At 73.8% G+C, this 18,119-nt stretch carries 15 protein-coding genes; 6 read left to right on the top strand and 9 right to left on the bottom strand.

The genetic code is table 11. The features are described from left to right. Nucleotides 1–266 precede the first annotated feature (266 nt). From AB0F18_RS12430 to AB0F18_RS12405, 6 genes are all read left to right on the top strand, one after another. Nucleotides 267–1,280, top strand: a complete 1,014-nt coding sequence (locus AB0F18_RS12430; RefSeq protein ID WP_362058301.1) for a GDSL-type esterase/lipase family protein — start codon at nt 267–269, stop codon at nt 1,278–1,280. Nucleotides 1,281–1,413: 133 nt separating this feature from the next. Then, nucleotides 1,414–2,355 carry an SCO0930 family lipoprotein gene (locus AB0F18_RS12425; RefSeq protein WP_362058298.1) on the top strand — a complete coding sequence of 314 codons (942 nt, stop codon included), beginning with the start codon at nt 1,414–1,416 and terminating at the stop codon, nt 2,353–2,355. A 108-nt stretch (nt 2,356–2,463) separates the two neighbouring features. Beyond that, nucleotides 2,464–3,264: a LytTR family DNA-binding domain-containing protein gene (locus AB0F18_RS12420; RefSeq protein ID WP_362058296.1), complete on the top strand. Its 801-nt coding sequence runs from the start codon at nt 2,464–2,466 to the stop codon at nt 3,262–3,264. Between the two features lie 252 nt (nt 3,265–3,516). Continuing rightward, nucleotides 3,517–3,792 (top strand): hypothetical protein, encoded by a 276-nt coding sequence (locus AB0F18_RS12415; protein ID WP_362058293.1) that lies wholly within the window; start codon nt 3,517–3,519, stop codon nt 3,790–3,792. A 121-nt stretch (nt 3,793–3,913) separates the two neighbouring features. Then, nucleotides 3,914–5,647, top strand: a complete 1,734-nt coding sequence (locus AB0F18_RS12410) for a cation acetate symporter (RefSeq protein ID WP_362058290.1) — start codon at nt 3,914–3,916, stop codon at nt 5,645–5,647. Next, nucleotides 5,644–6,906 (top strand): histidine kinase, encoded by a 1,263-nt coding sequence (locus AB0F18_RS12405; protein WP_362058287.1) that lies wholly within the window; start codon nt 5,644–5,646, stop codon nt 6,904–6,906. The genes AB0F18_RS12410 and AB0F18_RS12405 overlap by 4 nt, the downstream gene beginning before the upstream one ends. Here AB0F18_RS12405 and AB0F18_RS12400 read toward each other — a convergent pair. From AB0F18_RS12400 to AB0F18_RS12360, 9 genes are all read right to left on the bottom strand, one after another. Then, nucleotides 6,903–8,345 (bottom strand): GuaB1 family IMP dehydrogenase-related protein, encoded by a 1,443-nt coding sequence (locus AB0F18_RS12400; protein WP_362058284.1) that lies wholly within the window; start codon nt 8,343–8,345, stop codon nt 6,903–6,905. The two genes, AB0F18_RS12405 and AB0F18_RS12400, sit on opposite strands and share 4 nt — an antisense overlap. Nucleotides 8,346–8,409: 64 nt before the next feature. Further along, nucleotides 8,410–9,627, bottom strand: a complete 1,218-nt coding sequence (locus AB0F18_RS12395) for an XdhC/CoxI family protein (protein ID WP_362058281.1) — start codon at nt 9,625–9,627, stop codon at nt 8,410–8,412. Continuing rightward, nucleotides 9,627–10,871, bottom strand: coding sequence for a transposase (locus tag AB0F18_RS12390; protein ID WP_362058278.1), 1,245 nt, complete (start codon nt 10,869–10,871; stop codon nt 9,627–9,629). The genes AB0F18_RS12395 and AB0F18_RS12390 overlap by 1 nt, the downstream gene beginning before the upstream one ends. A 121-nt stretch (nt 10,872–10,992) precedes the next feature. Then, nucleotides 10,993–11,637 (bottom strand): TMEM175 family protein, encoded by a 645-nt coding sequence (locus AB0F18_RS12385; protein ID WP_362058275.1) that lies wholly within the window; start codon nt 11,635–11,637, stop codon nt 10,993–10,995. An 83-nt stretch (nt 11,638–11,720) separates the two neighbouring features. Continuing rightward, on the bottom strand, nt 11,721–12,062 hold the full coding sequence (locus AB0F18_RS12380; protein WP_362058272.1) for a nuclear transport factor 2 family protein: 342 nt from the start codon (nt 12,060–12,062) through the stop codon (nt 11,721–11,723). 81 nt (nt 12,063–12,143) lie between these two features. After that, the gene (locus AB0F18_RS12375) at nt 12,144–13,595 is read right to left on the bottom strand and encodes an ATP-binding protein (protein WP_362058269.1); all 1,452 of its coding nucleotides are present in this window, start codon (nt 13,593–13,595) and stop codon (nt 12,144–12,146) included. Further along, nucleotides 13,592–14,851: an MFS transporter gene (locus AB0F18_RS12370; RefSeq protein WP_362058266.1), complete on the bottom strand. Its 1,260-nt coding sequence runs from the start codon at nt 14,849–14,851 to the stop codon at nt 13,592–13,594. The genes AB0F18_RS12375 and AB0F18_RS12370 overlap by 4 nt, the downstream gene beginning before the upstream one ends. A gap of 41 nt (nt 14,852–14,892) precedes the next feature. Further along, nucleotides 14,893–15,720, bottom strand: a complete 828-nt coding sequence (locus AB0F18_RS12365; protein ID WP_362058263.1) for an FAD binding domain-containing protein — start codon at nt 15,718–15,720, stop codon at nt 14,893–14,895. Further along, a complete protein-coding gene (locus tag AB0F18_RS12360) occupies nt 15,717–18,119 on the bottom strand; it encodes a xanthine dehydrogenase family protein molybdopterin-binding subunit (RefSeq protein ID WP_362058260.1) in 2,403 nt (800 codons plus the stop codon). Before AB0F18_RS12360 ends, AB0F18_RS12365 begins: the two co-directional genes overlap by 4 nt.

Here is an 18,119-nt window from a genome sequence, read left to right as displayed (position 1 = left end):
GACCGCAGCGGTCCGGGCAGGACACAGACGGGAGTCTGGGCATGGGGGGACCGCCGAGCAGGCGGTCCGCGCCACTCCACGTACAGGGGGTGAGCCTACGAGCTGAGAGATACCGCCCGTAATGCACCATCCTTGCACATTGGCGCACGATCGTTGCGCGCATCTGTCCTGGATGGCCCTTTGTTGCACGTGGATGATCGATCAGTGCGCGGCCTCCCCTGGAGCCCATTCTTGACAGTCCGTCAGAATTGCCGCAGCGTGCCGCCATGGATGCCGACAGCACGGCCACGGCCTGGCTCGATCCGGGCCCTTTCCTGCGCGGGGTCGCCTGGCTGGACAAGGACCGGCCGGTACGGGCCGACCCGGGCGACACCGAGCGGCTGCCCTGGGACACCGGCGAGCGGGCCACCCTGCCGATCGGGGTCCGCCTGGAGTTCCTCGCCCACGGGGCGCACGCGGTGGAGATCCGCTACCGGGCCGCCGTCCCCGGCCCCACGGACGCGCTGCGCGACCTCGCCCACGGCTTCTCCCTCTGGGACCGCCACGGGATGGTCCACGAGGTCTTCACCGACCCCGCCGCCGAGGCCGTCGTGCGCATCCCGCTGCCCGCCGGGCCCGGCCCCTTCACCGTCCACCCGCCGGAGGCGCAGTCCCCGCGGGTCCTGGGGCTGCGCGGGGCCGGCGGGACCCTCGCGCCCGCACCGCCGGCCCCGCGCTGGGTGGTGCACGGCGACTCGATCACCGAGGGCTGGTGGTCCACCCGCCCCGCCCACGGCTGGCCCGCCGTCGCCGGACGGGTGCTCGGCTGGGACACCGTGAACCTCGGGTACGCGGGCGCCGCGCGCGGGGAGCTGGCCACCGCCGAGCAGCTCGCGGCCCTGCCCGCCGACGCCCTCACCCTCGCCTTCGGCACCAACTGCTGGACCCGCGTCCCCTACACCGCCGCCCTGCTGTACGAGACCACCCGCGTGTTCCTCGACCTGGTCCGCCAGGGCCACCCCCGGACCCCCCTGCTGCTGGTCTCCCCCGTCCTGCGCCCCGACGCCGAGCGCACCCCCAACCGGCTCGGCGCCACCCTGGGCGCCCTGCGCGACGCCATGGAACGGGCCGCCCGCGACCGGATCGCCGCCGGCGACGGACGGCTCGCCCTGCTGCCGGGCCGGGACCTGCTCGGGCCCGAGCACCTCGCCGACGGGCTGCACCCCAACGACGCCGGACACCAGGTCCTCGGCCTCGCTGTGGTCACGGCCCTGCGCCGGGCCGGGTTCGACGGCGGGTGAGTGAAACACGCCATACCGCCCCCAGTGAACAGGACGCTCCCACGGGGCCGTGTTCTGCACGAGTCGACGGGATCCGGCGACGGGCGGGGCCCGGAGCCGGACCCGGCGGAAACACACACGTGGGAGAGACACCATGGGCATCAAGCGCGGAACCACCCTGGCCGCGGTCGCGGTCGTCGTCGTGCTGGCGGCGACCGCCTGCAGCGGGGACGACAAGGCCGACAAGGCCGACGCCGCCAAGCCGGCCGGGGCCGCGGCCGCCGCTCCCGCCGCCGACCCCTACGCCGGCGAGCAGCCGGCCGGGGACACCGGGGCCGGCGCCGCCAAACCGGGCGGCCTGCTGGCGGTCTCCACCACCGACCAGCTCGGGGCGGTGCTCACCGACGGCGCCGGATTCACCCTGTACCGCTTCGACAAGGACACCGCGAAGCCGCCGGCGTCGAACTGCGACGGCGACTGCGCCAAGGCCTGGCCGGTGGTCCCGGCCGGCGACGTGAGCGCCGCGGCGGGCATGGACCCCACCGTGCTGGGTGAGGTGGTCCGCAAGGACGGCAGCAAGCAGCTGACGGTGGCCGGCTGGCCCGCGTACCGCTACGCCAAGGACACCAAGGCGGGCGAGGTCAACGGCCAGGGCGTCGGCGGCACCTGGTTCGCCCTCGCCCCCGACGGCAAGAAGGCGGCGAAGCCGGCCGCCCCGCCCGCCGGCGCCCCCGGCCAGGCCGCGGGCGCCCTGACGGTGGCCAAGGACGCCAAGCTCGGGGACCACGTCGTCGACGGCAGCGGCATGACCGTCTACCGCTTCAAGCCGGACACCGCCTGGCCCATGGTCTCCAAGTGCACCGGCGACTGCCTGGCCAAGTGGCCGGCCGTGCCCCCGGCGGAGCGGGGCAGCGGGATCGTCGAGAAGAACTACCTGGTCCTCGACCGCCCCGACGGCAAGAAGCAGCAGACCGTCAACTGCTGGCCCGTGTACACCTTCACCGGGGACAAGAAGCCCGGTGACGTCAACGGCCAGGGCGTGGGCGGCACCTGGTACGCCGTCGCCCCCGACGGCAAGCTCATCGGCGCACAGTAGCCCGCCCCTTCCCCCCACCCGCCGGCCGCGCGGTCCCCGTCCTCCTCCCCCCGGGCGGGGGCCGCGCACCCCGTGTGCCGCAGCGGGGGCCTTGCCTAGACTCGGCCCATGCTGCGCGTACTGGCCGTCGACGACGAGAAGCCCCTCCTGGAGGAACTCCTCTACCTGCTGCGGTCCGACGACCGCGTGCTCAGCGCGGAGGGCGCCTCGGACGCCACCGAGGCGCTGCGCCGGATCACGCGGGCGGTGGAGAGCGGCCCCGACGGGCCCGACGCCATCGACGTGGTCTTCCTGGACATCCAGATAGCCGGGCTGACCGGGCTGGACGTCGCCCGGCTGCTGGCCGGGTTCGCGCGGCCGCCGCTGATCGTGTTCGTCACCGCGCACGAGGGTTTCGCCGTACAGGCCTTCGACCTCAAAGCGGTGGACTACGTCCTCAAGCCCGTACGGCCGGAGCGGTTGGCCGAGGCCGTACGGCGGGCCCGGGCCCTGCTCGCCGGCCCCGAGGAGGCCCCGCCGGCCGTCCCGTCGCCGCGCCGGCCGGCCCCGGGGCCGCCGCCGGCCGCCGAACGGACGCCGGAGCAGATCGCCGTCGAACTGGGCGGGGTCACACGGTTCGTGGCCATCGCGGACATCGCGTACGTGGAGGCCCAGGGCGACTACGCCCGCCTCCACACGGACGAGGGCAGCCACCTCGTCCGCATCCCGCTGTCGACGCTGGAGGAACGGTGGGCGGGCCACGGGTTCGTCCGCATCCACCGGCGCCATCTGGTGGCGCTGGGCCGGATCGACGAACTCCGCGTGGACGCGGGCACCACGAGCGTGCGGATCGGCCCGGCCGAACTCCAGGTCAGCCGCCGCCACGCCCGCCAGCTCCGCGACCTCCTGATGCGCCAGGCGACGGGCTGACCCTCCGCCGTACGACCGCCCCTGCGCGCGCAGCCCTGCGGCCGCTCCCCTCGCCGGGGCCGTGCGCCCGCCCGTGCGACCGGCTCGCGCGCCCGCTCCCGGACGACCGTCCGGCGTACCAACACACCGTTCGTCGCTCGGGGAAGGGCGTACGGCGATCCGCCGGGCCCGTCGGCCGCAGGGGGAGGGCGTTGCGGCCCGCCGCCGCCCGGGCGGCCGTATCGTGGATCTTCCGGCCCCGGGAGGAGCGATATGTCCGAGATCGAGGCGCTGCTGGACGCGCTGACCGGACTGCCCCGCACCCGGGCCGCCGGCCCCGCGGAGGCCGAGGCCCTGCTGGCCCGGCTGCGCAGCGCGGCCGCCCGCTGGGCGGACGTGCTGTACGAGGCCCGCGAGGGCACCCGCGAACAGCTGCCGCCGAGCGCGGAGGCGGCCCTGACGCTGGCCTTCCGGCGGGCGGAGGATTCGTACGTGGAACTGGAGATCGCCCTGCGCGACTGCGCGGAACACCGCGACCCCGCGATCTGACCGCATCCGGGACCGGTCGGCCCCGGGGCGGGGGGGCCAGGTCAGGGGCCGGAACGTGCCTGTTCCGCGGGCCGAGGGGCTGCGTAGACTCCAATGCCCCCTCCCCTGCCGAAGGAACCCCGTGAACCAGACGTACGCGCTGACCGCGGTCACCGTCGTCGTCCTGGTCACGGTGCTCGTCGGCGCGCTCGGGCTGCGGATATCCCGGACCACCTCCGACTTCTACGTCGCCTCCCGCACCGTCGGCCCCCGGCTGAACGCCGCGGCCATAGGCGGGGAGTACCTGTCCGCCGCCTCCTTCCTCGGGGTCGCCGGACTGGTGCTGCTCCAGGGGCCGCAGATGCTCTGGTACCCCGTCGGCTACACCGCCGGGTACCTGGTCCTGCTGGTGTTCGTCGCGGCCCCGCTGCGCCGCTCGGGCGCGTACACGCTGCCCGACTTCGCCGAGGCCCGGCTCCAGTCGCAGACCGTGCGGCGCATCGCGGTGCTGTTCGTGCTCGGCGTCGGCTGGCTGTACCTGCTGCCGCAGCTCCAGGGGGCCGGGCTGACGCTCACGGTGATGACCGGGGCCCCGCACTGGGCGGGCGGGCTGGTCGTCGCCTGCGTGGTCACGGCTGCCGTGGCGGCGGGCGGGATGCGCAGCATCACCTTCGTGCAGGCCTTCCAGTACTGGCTCAAGCTCGCCGCCCTGCTGGTGCCCGCCTTCTTCCTGATCGCCGCCTGGGCGGGCGACGGCACGCCCCGCGCCTCCTTCGACGCCCCGGCCGTCTTCCGCGAGCACACCGCCGTCACCCTCGGAAAGGACGTCCGGCTGTCACTGCGGGAGCCGCTCACCGTGCGCGTGACGGGACGGGTGGACGGGCGTGCCTACCGGGAGGCCCCGCTGACGCTGGCGGCCGGCCCGCACTCCGTCCAGGCCCGCACCCGGCTGGAGTTCACCGCCGGCTCGACCGTGCCGGAGTACCGCGGCGCGGCCGTCCGGGACACGCCGGGCTGGTCGAAGCCGCTGTCCGGGGGCGGGCGCGAGCAGCGGCTGTACGCCACGTACGGGCTGATCCTGGCCACCTTCCTCGGCACCATGGGCCTGCCGCACGTCGCCGTCCGCTTCTACACCAGCCCCGACGGGCGGGCCGCCCGGCGCACCACCCTCGTGGTGCTGGGCCTGCTCGGGGTCTTCTACCTGCTGCCGCAGGTGTACGGGGCGCTGGGCCGGATCTACGCGCCCGAGCTGGCGCTGACCGGGGACGCGGACGCGGCCGTGCTGGTGCTGCCGGAACGGATGCTGGGCGGGCTGCTCGGGGACCTGCTGGGGGCGCTGCTGGCCGGGGGCGCCTTCGCGGCGTTCCTGTCGACGGCCTCGGGCCTGACCATGGCGGTGGCCGGGGTGCTGCACCAGGACGTGCTGCCCCGGCGCGGGGTGGGGAGCTTCCGGCTCGCGGTGGTGGCGGCGATGGCGGTACCGCTGGCGGGCGGGTTCGTCACCGCCCAGGTGCCGGTCGCGGACGCGGTCGGGCTGGCCTTCGCGGTGTCGGCGTCCTCCTTCTGCCCGCTGCTGGTGCTGGGCATCTGGTGGCGGGGGCTGACCGCGCCGGGCGCGGTGGCCGGGCTGCTCACGGGCGGCGGGGCGGCGCTGGGCGCGGTGGTGGCCACCCGCAGCGGGCTGGTTCCGGCGGGGTGGGCGCACTCGCTGCTGGCCTGGCCGGCGGTGTGGTCGGTGCCGCTGGGGTTCCTGACGATGGTGCTGGTGTCGCTGGCCACCCGGTCCCGGGTGCCAGCCGGGACGGCGGCGGCGCTGGCCCGGCTGCACCTGCCCGAGGACGTGGCCGGGGCGCGGGCGGGCAAGGGGGCGTGGTGAGCGGGGCGGCGCTCGCGGTGCCGGCTGCGGCCGGGACGGTGCTGCTGGCGTTGGGCTGGGCGGGCGGGCGCTGGCAGGCCCGGCGCGGGGAACGGGCGGCGGGGCTGGACCTGGGGACCCCGGTGGAGCGGGCGACGTTCCACACCCTGTACACCGCCTCGCTGGCCGCTCCCCCGCTGCGCGCGGGACTGACGGAGGACGCCGCCCGCAAGGCGGCCCGGCGGCTGCGCTCCCTGCTGGGCACGGAGGCGCTGTGCCTCACCGACCGGGAGGCGGTGCTGGCCTGGGACGGGCCGGGTGCCGACCACCACCAGCGGCGGGCGATGGCCCGGGTGGCGGTGATGCTGGAGTCGGGGCGCAGCCAGAGCGTGCGGACCGAGTGCCAGCGGCCGGACTGCCCCCTGAAGTGGGCGGTGTTCGCGCCGCTGACCGGTGAGGACGGGGTGCTGGGGGCGCTGGTCGCGTACGGGTCGCGGGAGTCGGCGGTGCTGGTGCGGGCGGCGACGGAGGTGGCGCGCTGGGTTTCCGTTCAGCTGGAACTGTCGGAGCTGGACCGGGCGCGGACCCGGCTGATGGAGGCGGAGATCAAGGCGCTGCGGGCGCAGATCTCCCCGCACTTCATCTTCAACTCCCTCGCGGCGATCGCCTCGTTCGTGCGGACCGATCCGGAGCGGGCGCGGGAGCTGCTGCTGGAGTTCGCGGACTTCACCCGCTACTCCTTCCGCCGGCACGGGGAGTTCACCACGCTGGCCGAGGAGCTGCGGTCGATCGAGCGCTATCTGGCCCTGGCCGGGGCCCGGTTCGGGGACCGGCTGAAGGTGACCCTGCAGGTGGCGCCGGAGGTGCTGCCGGTGGCGCTGCCGTTCCTGTGCCTGCAGCCACTGGTGGAGAACGCCGTCAAGCACGGGGTGGAGGACTCCGCCGGGGAGTGCCGGATCACCATCGCGGCCCGGGACGCGGGTGCGGAGGCGGTGCTGACGATCGAGGACAACGGGGTCGGCATGGATCCGGCCCGGCTGCGCCGGATCCTGGCCGGGGACCGGCCGTCGGCCTCGTCGGGCATCGGGCTGCCGAACGTGGACGAGCGGATGCGGCAGGTGTACGGGGACGACTACGGGCTGGTCGTGGAGACGGGCGTGGGCGCGGGCATGAAGGTCACGGTCCGGATCCCCAAGTACCGGGCGGGCGTGCACACGACGACGCCCCGCCCCCTGCCCGGGCGGGCTGGGGACGGGGCGTCGGAAGCCGGGAGGGATTAGCTCCAGCTGGCGTGCAGCGGCTTGCCCTCGGCGTAGCCGGCGGCGGACTGGATGCCGACGACGGCCTTCTCCTCGAACTCGGCCAGGGAGGCCGCGCCCGCGTAGGTGCAGGAGGAGCGGACGCCGGCGATGATCGAGTCGATCAGGTCCTCGACGCCCGGGCGCTGCGGGTCGAGGAACATGCGGGAGGTGGAGATGCCCTCCTCGAACAGCGCCTTGCGGGCTCGGTCGTAGGCCGACTCCTCCGAGGTGCGGTTGCGGACGGCGCGCGCGGAGGCCATGCCGAAGGACTCCTTGTACAGGCGGCCCTCGGCCGACTGCTGGAGGTCGCCCGGGGACTCGTACGTACCGGCGAACCAGGAGCCGATCATGACGTTGGAGGCGCCGGCGGCCAGGGCCATGGCCACGTCGCGCGGGTGGCGGACGCCGCCGTCGGCCCAGACGTGCTTGCCGTACTTCTTCGCCTCGGCGGCGCACTCCAGCACCGCGGAGAACTGCGGGCGGCCCACGCCGGTCATCATGCGGGTGGTGCACATGGCGCCGGGGCCCACGCCGACCTTGATGATGTCGGCGCCGGCGTCGATGAGGTCCTTGACGCCCTCGGCGGCGACGATGTTGCCGGCCACGATCGGGACCTTCGGGTCCAGGGCGTGGACGGCCTTGATCGCGCTGATCATCGACTCCTGGTGGCCGTGGGCCGTGTCGATGACGAGCGTGTCCACGCCGGCGTCGAGGAGCTGCTTGGCCTTGCCGACGAAGTCGCCGTTGATGCCGACGGCGGCGGCGATGCGCAGCTTGCCGTTGGCGTCGGTGGCGGGGGTGTAGAGGGTCGCGCGCAGGGCGGCCTTGCGGGTCAGGATGCCGACCAGCTTGCCGTCCTTGTCGACGGCCGGGGCCAGCTTGCGGTGGCCGGCGTCGAGCTGGTTGAAGGCGTCGCGGGGGTCGATGTCGGCGTCGATGAGCAGGAGCTCCTTCGACATGACCTCGGAGAGCTGGGTGAAGCGGTCCACGCCGGTCAGGTCGTGGTCGGTGACCACGCCGACGGGGCGGTTGTCGGCGTCGACGACGACGCCGGCGCCGTGGGCGCGCTTGGGCAGCAGGGACAGCGCGTCGGCGACGGTCTGGGTGGGCGCCAGCGTGATCGGGGTGTCGAGCACGAGGTGGCGGGTCTTGACCCAGGAGATGACGTCGGTGACGACCTCGATCGGGATGTCCTGCGGGATGACGACGATTCCACCGCGACGGGCGACGGTCTCGGCCATGCGCCGGCCCGCGATGGCGGTCATGTTGGCCACCACGAGCGGAATGGTGGTGCCGGTGCCGTCGGGCGAGGAGAGGTCGACGCCCTGGCGGGAGCCGACCGCGGAGCGGCTCGGCACCATGAACACATCGTCGTACGTCAGGTCGTACGGCGGCTTCAGGTCATTGAGGAAACGCACGTGCTGAACATCCCAGTCGATCGGAGGTACCTCGACAGAATCCAGCCGAGGAAACGCACGTACTTCATTCTCCCACGGCCTGGCGTTCATGCCGCCCGGGCTGATCGTCCAGGACATTCCGGGCCGCCTGGTCTTTTCCTACGGAGACCAAGGTCTCGGACGGGCGGTGCAGGGGGTGCCGGCCGCCCGTGAGGGGGGCCGCCGTGGCCCCGTGGCGTACGGCCGTGAGCTCGGCGGCGATGGCCACGGCCGTCTCCTCGGGGGTGCGTCCGCCCAGGTCCAGGCCGATGGGTGAGCGGAGGCGGGCCAGCTCGGCCTCGGTCACCCCCTCGGCGCGCAGCCGTTCGGTGCGCTCGGCGTGGGTGCGGCGCGAGCCCATGGCCCCGACGTAGGCCAGCGGCAGCCGCAGGGCCAGGGCGAGGACGGGTACGTCGAACTTGGCGTCGTGGGTCAGGACGCACACCGCCGTACGGGGGTCCAGGCGCCCGGCGTCCCGTTCGGCGGCCAGGTGCCGGTGCGGCCAGTCCACGATCACCTCGTCGGCGCCTGGGAAGCGCTCGGGGGTCGCGAAGACGGGCCGGGCGTCGCAGACGGTGACCCGGTGTCCGAGGAAGGCCCCCATCCGGGCCAGGGCGGAGGCGAAGTCGATGGCCCCGTAGACGATCAGCCGGGGCCGTGTGGCGGCGGATTCCACCAGCAGGGTGAGCGGCTCGCCGCACAGCCCGCCGGCGGTGCCCAGCTCGGCCGTGCCGGTCCGGCCGGCGAGCAACAGGGCCAGGGTCCGGCCGGCGGCGGCCCGGTCCAGGGCGGCGCCGCCGCCGAGGCCGCCCTCCCAGGAGCCGTCGGCGTGGACGGCCAGGGCCCGGCCGAGCTGGCCGGGGGGTCCGGAGACCACCCGGGCCAGCGCGGCGCGGGCCCCGCCGGCGGCGGCGTCGAGCACCGAGCCGAGGACGGGCCGTACGGGGTCCTGTCCGCGCACCGGGGTGACCAGCACGTCCAGGACCCCGCCGCAGGTCAGGCCCACCGCGAAGGCGTCGTCGTCGCTGTAGCCGAAGCGGTGGACGCCGCCGCGGCCCGAGGCGACGGCGTCCAGGCAGAGCTCGTGGACGGCGGACTCAACGCAGCCCCCGGAGAGGGAGCCCAGCGCGGTGCCGCCGGCGTCCACCGCCAGGGAGGCCCCGGGTCCGCGGGGGGCGCTGCCGCTGACGGCGACCACGGTGGCCAGCGCGAACTCGCGGCGCTCGGCGCACCAGCCGCGCAGCGGCCCGGCGATGTCGAGCATCAGCGGATGTACGCGCGGCGCGCGGACTGGCCGGGGATCAGGGGCCGCGGCGGCAGGACGGCCGGGGCGCGGCCGGGTGTGTGGCCGCCCGGGTAGCGGGCGGGCGAGGCGAGCGACACCGGGTCGGGGTTCCGCCCGCCGGTGCTCAGGAGCCTGGCCGCGTGGGCCACGCTGGCGAGGGTGGCGTGGTGGTGCCAGCCGCGGAAGGAGCGGCCCTCGAAGTCCCGGATGCCGACGGGTTCGCAGGTCTCGGTGAAGTCCAGGGCGACCCGGTCGGTGAGTTTGGCGAGCAGGAAGAGCTGGGCGAGCGGCCGGTCCCCGATGTTGGTGATCCAGAACTCGGAGGGCATCAGGGAGGCCTCGGTCCAGGCGCCCACCAGGAGCAGCGGGGTGGGCGGGGCGGGCACGGGCCGGTCCTCGGCGGGGGTGGCGAGGATGTGGGCCGAGGTGAGCAGGGTGACCGCTCCCTCGGACCGGCCGTGCCGGGTCCATTCGACGACGCGGCGCTGGGAACGCAGCGAGTCGATCAGTTCTCGGGCGGGGGCGGTGTACGGGCCGGGCTTGTGGCGGCCCGCTCCGCCGAAGGAGACGGGCAGGGAGCCGTCGACCTTGAGGACGAAGGGGATGTCCTGGAGGGAGAAGGCCTCCAGGACCGGCGGGAGGTCGGTGTTGGAGACCTCCATGACGACCGGGCGGCGCTGGAGCTGCCAGGTCGCGGCCATGCGCTGGACGGCGTGCACGGCGTCCTGGGCGGGTGTCTGGGAACGTGCGGTGTCCGGGATGCCGGCCCGGCGGCGGCGCAGCAGTTCGCTGGTCCAGGGGCCGGGCAGGGTGAGGGTCCATTCGACGGGGAAGCTGGCCTCGCTGGAGGCGAGCCAGATCCCTCCGGCCTGCTGGCAGTTGGCGGTGCGGCCGAGCTGGGGCACGAACTGCCTGCCGACACCCACGGAGCGGTCGCCGGCCTTCTCGATGACCATGGGCTGCACCACCCACGCCAGCGGGCGCTGCGCGGTGCGTTCCAGGTGCTGGGCGAGGGACCGCCGTACCGGGGTCCAGTCCCACGGGGATTTGCTGATGAACTGCTGGAGGCTCTGTTCGACGGAACTTGCCCCTGTTCCGGCGATGTTGCGGATCGTTTTCTTCCCGCTGGTCCGTACCAGGCCGTTGAGATAAACGCGGGCCCAGTTTCGCTGGTCCCGCCGCGGTAATGACTCGAAGAATAGCGAGATCAGTACGTCGATCAATTCGGAGATTTCCGTGGTGGAATCTTCCGGCAGCACTGCGCGAACCATCTGGAGCCTCCCCCGCGACCAGACTAGACCTTGACCCTACGCGACCGTACAGAACGGCCGTAGGGCCCTGCGGCTACTTCCTGAGGTCGCTGCCAGATTCGAGCCGCTCTTCTTCTACCACGAGTGGGATGGGGATCTGGTTCGCGGCGTAGTAGAGGGCGATCAGGAAGTGTGCGACGAGAGTGAGAGGTGCTGAGAAGAAGGACAGAATCACGGTCAAGGGGTAGGCGACCGCGCCCAGTCCGAATCGGACCCGGGTGGCCCGGGCCCCTTCCTTGTCCACCGCTTCGTGGAAGAGGTGGCCCACCTTGGTCACGTACCACCAGAAGGCCAGGAAGGCGAGAGCGTACACGACGGTCCACGAGCTGTAGAGGATCGCCGCGACGTTGGCCGAATCCCCGTCCGTGAGGTGTTCGGCGAGGACGTTGGTGGTGTAGGGAATCACGGAAACCACCATGAGCACCAGGAGATTCAGGAACAACAGGGGCCTGTCGACCCGCTTGAGGTGACTGAAGATCGTGTGGTGGTTCACCCACATCACGCCGATGATGAGGAAACTCACCAGGTACGCGGCGTAGTGCGGCCATTGTTCCCAGAGTCCGTGCCACAGGGCCGATCCCTGTTCTTCCGGAACCTTTAACTCCAGCACCAGAATGGTGATCACGATGGCGAATACGCCATCACTGAACGCCTCCACCCGGTTGGTTTCCTGCTCCATGGGCTCCCCTTCACCGATCCCTCGCACGAGCGAGGAGGGCGCTGCCTCCGCCCTCCCCGCTCACGCTACCCACGAAAGGGCCGTCAGCTGCCGAAGCCGGCCGTCTGGCGCCAGATCCGGCCATCGCGGACGACGAGTGTCCCGAACGCGTGCTCCGGAGCGCCGTTCAGGTTCATGATCGCCCGGTAGAAGATGGTGTCCTCGGTCTCGATGTACTCCTGGAGTTCGACGAGCGTCGGCTTCAGGGTGAGGTATCCGGTGAACGTCTCGCGAACGGCTTCGATGCCCACCGACGCACCCTCGAAGCGGACCAGCACGGCGTCCTCGGTGTAGTTCTTCATCACCGCCTCGATGTCCAGGGCGGCCAGCGCGTCCATCTGGCGGACGAAGACCGGGTGCAGCGCGGAGATGTCGTACTTGGCCATGTTCGACTTCCTTTCGGTGGGTGTGGGTGACGGCTCTCGGGGTGACGGGTCCCGGGTGACGGGTCCCGGCGGGGCGGCGGCTCAGCCCGCGAGGGGCAGGCGTACGAGCATCCGGGTCTCGCCGGGGCGGGAGCGGGCGGTGATCGACCCGTGGTGGCGCTGGGTCACGATCCGGTAGCTGAGGTGCAGCCCCAGGCCCGTGCCCTTCCCCACGTCCTTGGTCGTGTAGAAGGGCTCGAAGATGCGCGGCAGGACGTCCTCGGGGATGCCCCGCCCGGTGTCGGTGATCTCCACGACCATGCAGACGCCCTCGGCGTGGCACCGCAGAGTCAGCGTGCCCGCGCCCTCCATGGCCTCGGCGGCGTTGTCGACCAGGTTGGTCCACACCTGGTTGAGCTCCCCCGGGTAGCCGGTCAGGTCGGGCAGGTCCGGGGCGTAGGCGCGGACGATGGTGATCCCGGTGAGCTTGGAGCGGAGCACGACCAGGGTGTTCTCCAGGCCGTCGGTCACCGCGAACCGCTGCTCGGGGGCCCGGTCGAGGTTGGCGTAGTCCCGGGTGGCCGCGACCAGTTGCGAGATGCGGGGGCCGGCCGCGCGCAGCTCGGCGGCCAGCGAACGGGCCTCCAGCAGCGCCGCCAGGTGGTCGAGGGCGGAGGGCAGGGCGGCCTCGCCGATGCCCTCCAGCCGCTCCAGCAGCCAGCCCAGCTCCAGCCCGAGGTCGGAGGCCCCGGAGCCGAGCAGCCCGGGCCGGTCCGCGCCGGCCTCCTCCGCCCAGTCGGCGATCTCCTCCTCGGCGTCGGCCTGCGCCAGGGGGTCGGAGGTCTCGGGCGGCGGTAGCCGGTCCAGCTCCCCCGCCAGGCGCTCCAGTACGCCGCGCTCCGCGCCCGAGGCGGCCGCGCCCCACCCGTACGCGGTGGCGGTGAGCCGTTCCAGGGCGGGCACCAGCTCCTGCGCGGCGCGGGCCACGGCGGCGGCGGGGTTGTTCAGCTCGTGCGCGAGCCCGGCGGCCAGGGTGCCGAGGGCCTCGACGGTGGCCCGTTTGCGGGCCTGGACCTCGGAGGACTTGATCCGCCAGGCCAGTACGGGGATCAGCACGGCGGCCACCCCGTTGCAGCGGGTCAGCATCTCGAAGAACACCGGCTTCGGGTAGGCCACGACGGTGGTGGCCGGCCCGCTCGCGGACGCGGTCGCCACGTAGGAGCCGTCCGTCAGCAGCGGCAGCTCCCCGGTGAAGCGGTGCGCCGCGGAGGGCTTGCCGTCGTGTTCCTCGGCGGCGGCGCTCTCCTCCTCGGTGGAGTGCCGGGTCAGGACCTCCTCGCGGCCGTCGACGACCTTGGTGACGACCAGCCCGCCGGAGACCAGGACGTGGAAGCAGGTGGCCTCCTCGCCGTCGCGGAAGAGGACCTCCCCGTCGGCGAGGACGCGCGGCTCGGAGACCGAGACCAGCCAGTCCAGCTGCTCCTCGGTGATCGCGGCGAAGATCTCCAGCCCCTGCAGGGCGGTCCGCAGCTCTTTCGTGGTCACTGTGGTCACAGGGTGCCCCCCTCGGCCCTGGTGCGCGCCGCCAGCCGCAGGGTCGTGAACAGGGCCAGCGCGCACACCGCGGCGACGGCGGCCATGAAGCCGACGGACGTGCGCTGCAGGCCGTGGATGTTGGTCAGGAGTCCGGCGAGGACCGCCGGGACGCTCATGGCGAGGTACGCGAAGACGTAGACGGCGGCGGTCAGTTCGCCGCGGTTGGCGGGCTCGGCGAGCGAGCTGAGCGCGCGGAAGGAGCCGAGGAACGCGGCGCCCCAGCCGCAGCCGAGGACGGCGGTGGCGACGAGGAACACGGGCGCCGAGCCCATGCCGAGGGACAGCAGCACCAGGGCGAGCCCGGCGAGCAGCCCGAGCAGCCCCAGGACGGCGGTGCGCAGCGGCTCGGTGCGGCCCAGCAGCAGCTGGGCGCAGGTGGCGGCGCCGGCGAGCAGGGCCACGGTGGCCCCGCCGGCCAGGTAGTTGGTGGAGTGGAGCAGGGACAGGGCCAGGTGGGGCCCGAGGGAGAGGTAGAAGCCGCCGACGGTCCAGACGGCCACCACCGTGAGCACCAGCACGGCGAACCGCCGCCGCACGGCGGCCGGTACCCGGATCCGGTGCGGGGCCACCCGTGGCCGGCCCCCGGCCCCGGGCGCGCTCTCGCCCATCCGGACCACCCCGACCAGGGTGACCGCGAAGGCCCCGACCAGCAGCAGGTAGCTCAGGACGGTCGGGGCGGGCGCGTACTGGACGAGCAGTCCGGCGCCGAGCCCGCCGAGGCCGATGCCCACGGTCGGTCCCGCGCTGTTGACCTGGGCCCCGAGGGCGGGCCGCGAGCGCGGGCTGAGTTCCAGCAGGGCCGCGCTCATCGCCCCGGTGGCGAGGCCCACCGCCAGCCCCTGTACGGCGCGGGCGGCGAGCAGCAGGCCGAGCCCCCGGGCCCCGGCGAACAGGCCCATGGAGACGATGGCCAGGACCAGTCCGGCGCCGAGGACGGGCCGCCGCCCCAGGGTGTCGGAGAGCGACCCGAACAGCAGCAGTCCGGTGAGCACGGTGACGGCGTAGACGGCGAAGACCACCGTGACCACGCCGGAGGACAGGCCCCAGCGCTGCTGGTAGAGCACGTAGAGGGCGGAGGGGACGGAGGAGGAGAGCATCAGCAGGACGAGGACCGCGCCCACCACCCAGAAGCCGGACGGTCTCGGCGTGCCCGCCGCGCGGCCGGCTGGGTGCGGGGTGTCTCCCGTGGTCTTCGTCTCGGTCGGTTCGGGCACGCTCGTCAACTCCACTCCCCCGCCCTGCCCCGGACGGTCAGTCAGGCGCTGCTGTGGGCCGCCGCCCTGGCCAGCGCGCGGGCGGTGAGCACGCCCGCGAGGTGGCCGAGGTACTCGGCCGAGGTACCGCGCCCGGGGACGAACAGCTCCCTGGGCTCGGCGCGGAAGGCCGCGAGCACCGCCCCGGTGGTGTACGGGCCCCCGCGCAGCCGGCCCTCGACCCCGCGCAGGCGCAGGGCGCGGGGGGTGGCTCCGGTGACCGCGATGCGCGGCCCGTCGGGGGTGATCCGTACGGCGGCGGCGCACAGCGGGTACCGGGTGGCCCGGTCGGCGGTCTTCTCGAAGGCGGCCGCCCGTCCGGCGGCGGGCACCAGCAGGGCGGTGAGCACCTCCCCGGCGGGCACCCCGGAGGCGGCGAGCTCCTCCGCCGCCACGGTGCGGGTTCCGCCCGGCCCGGCGAGCTCGGCCCGCGCGCCGGCCGCGATGGCGGCGACGGGCAGGTCGGTCGGGCGTCCGGCGGCGGCCAGGTTGCCCCCGGCGGTGCCGAGGTTGCGGACCTGGGGGTCGCCGTTGGCCCGGGCGGCCGCGGCCAGTTCCGGTGCCTCGGCGAGCACCAGCGGGTGCGCGGCGAGCTCGGCGAGGGTGGTCAGGGCCCCGATCCGCAGCTCCCCGGCCGCCCGGTCGACGCCGCGCAGCGGCGCGAGGTGCCGTACGTCGACCAGCAGGCGGGCGCGCTCGGCGCCGGTGCGCAGCCCGGGCAGCAGGCTCTGGCCGCCGGCCAGCACCCGGGCTCCGGGGGTGCCGGCGAGGAGGGCGAGGGCCTCGTCGAGGGAGGCGGGCCGGACGTAGTCGAACTCGGTGAGGATCACCGGGACCCTCCTTCCAGTACGCGCCAGACCTTCTCGGGGGTCAGCGGCATGTCGATGTGGCGGACGCCCAGGTCGGCGAGGGCGTCGACGACCGCGTTGACGACGGCGGCGGCGGGCGGCACGGTGGCGATCTCGCCGGCCCCCTTGGCGCCGAGCGGGTTGTGCGGCGAGGGCGTGACGGTCCGGTCGAGGGTGAAGAAGGGCACGTCGGCGGCCCTGGGCAGGGCGTAGTGGGTCAGGTCGGAGCTGAGGAGGATGCCGTTCTCGTCGTACTCGGCGGCCTCCATGAGGGCCTGGCCCAGGCCGTGCACGATGCTTCCCTCGATCTGGCCGTGGACGATCTTCGGGTTGCCGATGTTCCCGGCGTCGTCGACGGCGGTGTAGTCCACCACCTCGGTCTCGCCGGTCAGTTCGTCGATCTCGACGACCGCCACGTGCGTGCCGAAGGGGTAGTTGAAGTCCGGCGGGTCGAAGTGGGTGGTCTCGTCGAGGGCCGGCTCGATCTCCGGGGGCAGTCCCCAGCCGTACCACATGGCCATGGCCAGCTCGGCGAAGGTCTTGGCGTTGTCCGGGTTCCCGGCCTCGTGGACGCCGCCGTTCTCGTAGACGACGCGGTCCTCGGGGACGTCCAGGAAGACGGCCCCGGCCCTGACCAGCTTGGCCTTGATCTTGCGGGCGGTGAGGGCGACGGCCGGGGCGGCCATGCTGTACGAGCGGGAGCCGTAGGTGCCCTGCCCGTACGGGGCCTTGAGCGTGTCCCCCTCGTACACCTGGACCTGCGCGGGGTCGATGCCGAGCTCGTCGGCGGCGACCATCGCGAAGACGGTGCCGTGGCTCTGGCCGGTGGAGGCGGAGCCGACGGTGACGGTGACCTCGCCGGTGGGGTGGACACGGATGTTGGCGCTCTCCCAGGTGCCGCCGAGCATGCCCTCCTTGGACATCCGGGTGGAGGGGCCGACCCCGCAGACGGCCACGTAGGTGGCGATGCCGACGCCGAGGCGTTTGCCGCGGGCGCGGGCCGCCGCCTTGCGGGCGGGCACGTCCGCGTAGCCGGCCAGCTCCAGGGCCCGGTCGAAGTTGGGCGCGTAGTTCCCGGAGTCGTAGGTCCAGCCGAGCCCGTTGTCGTACGGGAACTTCTCCTTCGGCACCAGGTTCATGCGGCGGACCTCGGCCGGGTCCATGCCGATCTCGGCGGCGTACCGGTCGACGAGGCGTTCCATCAGGAAGGCGGCCTCGGCGCGCCCGCTGCCGCGCTGGGCGCCGAGGGAGACCGTGTTGGTGAAGGCGGCGTAGACCTCGCAGAAGGCGGCCGGGATCTCGTACATGCCGGTGATGGAGCGTCCCATCAGGGCGGTGGCGACACCGGGGCCGATGGTGGAGGGGTAGGCACCGAGGTTGGCGTAGCTGGTGCAGCGCACGGCGGTGATGCGGCCGTCGCGGGTGCCGGCGAGGGTGACGTGCTGGCGGTGGTCGCGGCCCTGGACGGTGGAGTTCATCAGCCCGGTGCGGGTGTCGACCCATTTGACGGGCCGGCCGAGCGCCTTGGAGAGCAGCAGGACCAGCGCCATGTCGGGGTAGAGGTAGCCCTTGGTGCCGAAGCTGCCGCCGACGGTCGGGGCGATCACCCTGAGCTTGTTGAAGGGGATGCCGAGGACCAGCGCGGAGAGCAGGAAGCGGTGGTTGTGCGGGCCCTGCGTGGAGGCGTAGAGGGTGTACTCGCCGGTCGCGGCGTTGTAATCGCCGACGGCCCCGCGCGGTTCGATGGGGCTGTTGATGGTGCGCTGGTTGACGAGGTCCAGTTCCACGGTGACCTCGGCGCGGGCGATGGCCGCGTCGGTGCGGTCCTTGTCACCGCAGGTCCAGTACGCGTTGAGGTTGCCGGGGACGGCCTCGTGCAGCTGCGGGGCGCCCTCGGCGAGGGCCTCGTCGGCCCGGGTGACCACGGGCAGCGGCTCGTACTCCACGCTGATGGCGGCGAGGGCGGCGGCGGCCTGGCGCGGGGTCTCGGCGACGACCACGGCGATGGGGTCGCCGACGTGGCGGACGGTGTCGCCGGTGAGCACCGGGCGGGCGCCGGGCAGTCCGTAGGGGTGGGGCGGGAAGTGGCTCTCCACCCCGCCGGGGATCCAGATGCAGGGCAGCGGCATGACGTCGGTGAAGTCGGCGGCGGTGGCCACCTTCAGGACGCCGGGCAGCTGCTCGGCCGCCTTGGTCTCGATGGAGAGGATCCTCGCGTGGGCCACCGGGCTGCCCAGGATGGCCATGTGCGCGGTGCCCGGCAGGTCGATGTCCGCCACGTACACGGCCTCGCCGCGCAGCAGCTGCGGGTCCTCGCGGCTGTCCAGCGGGCGGCCGAGGACCCCGCCGCCGGTGGTGCTCTCCCCCGTCACGGTGGTCAT

Origin of the sequence: Streptomyces sp. NPDC029216 (genome assembly GCF_040648015.1) — a bacterium.
Lineage (GTDB): Bacteria > Actinomycetota > Actinomycetes > Streptomycetales > Streptomycetaceae > Streptomyces.
Note: the sequence above shows the minus strand (reverse complement) of the source record. Positions and strands in the feature narration are given on the sequence as shown.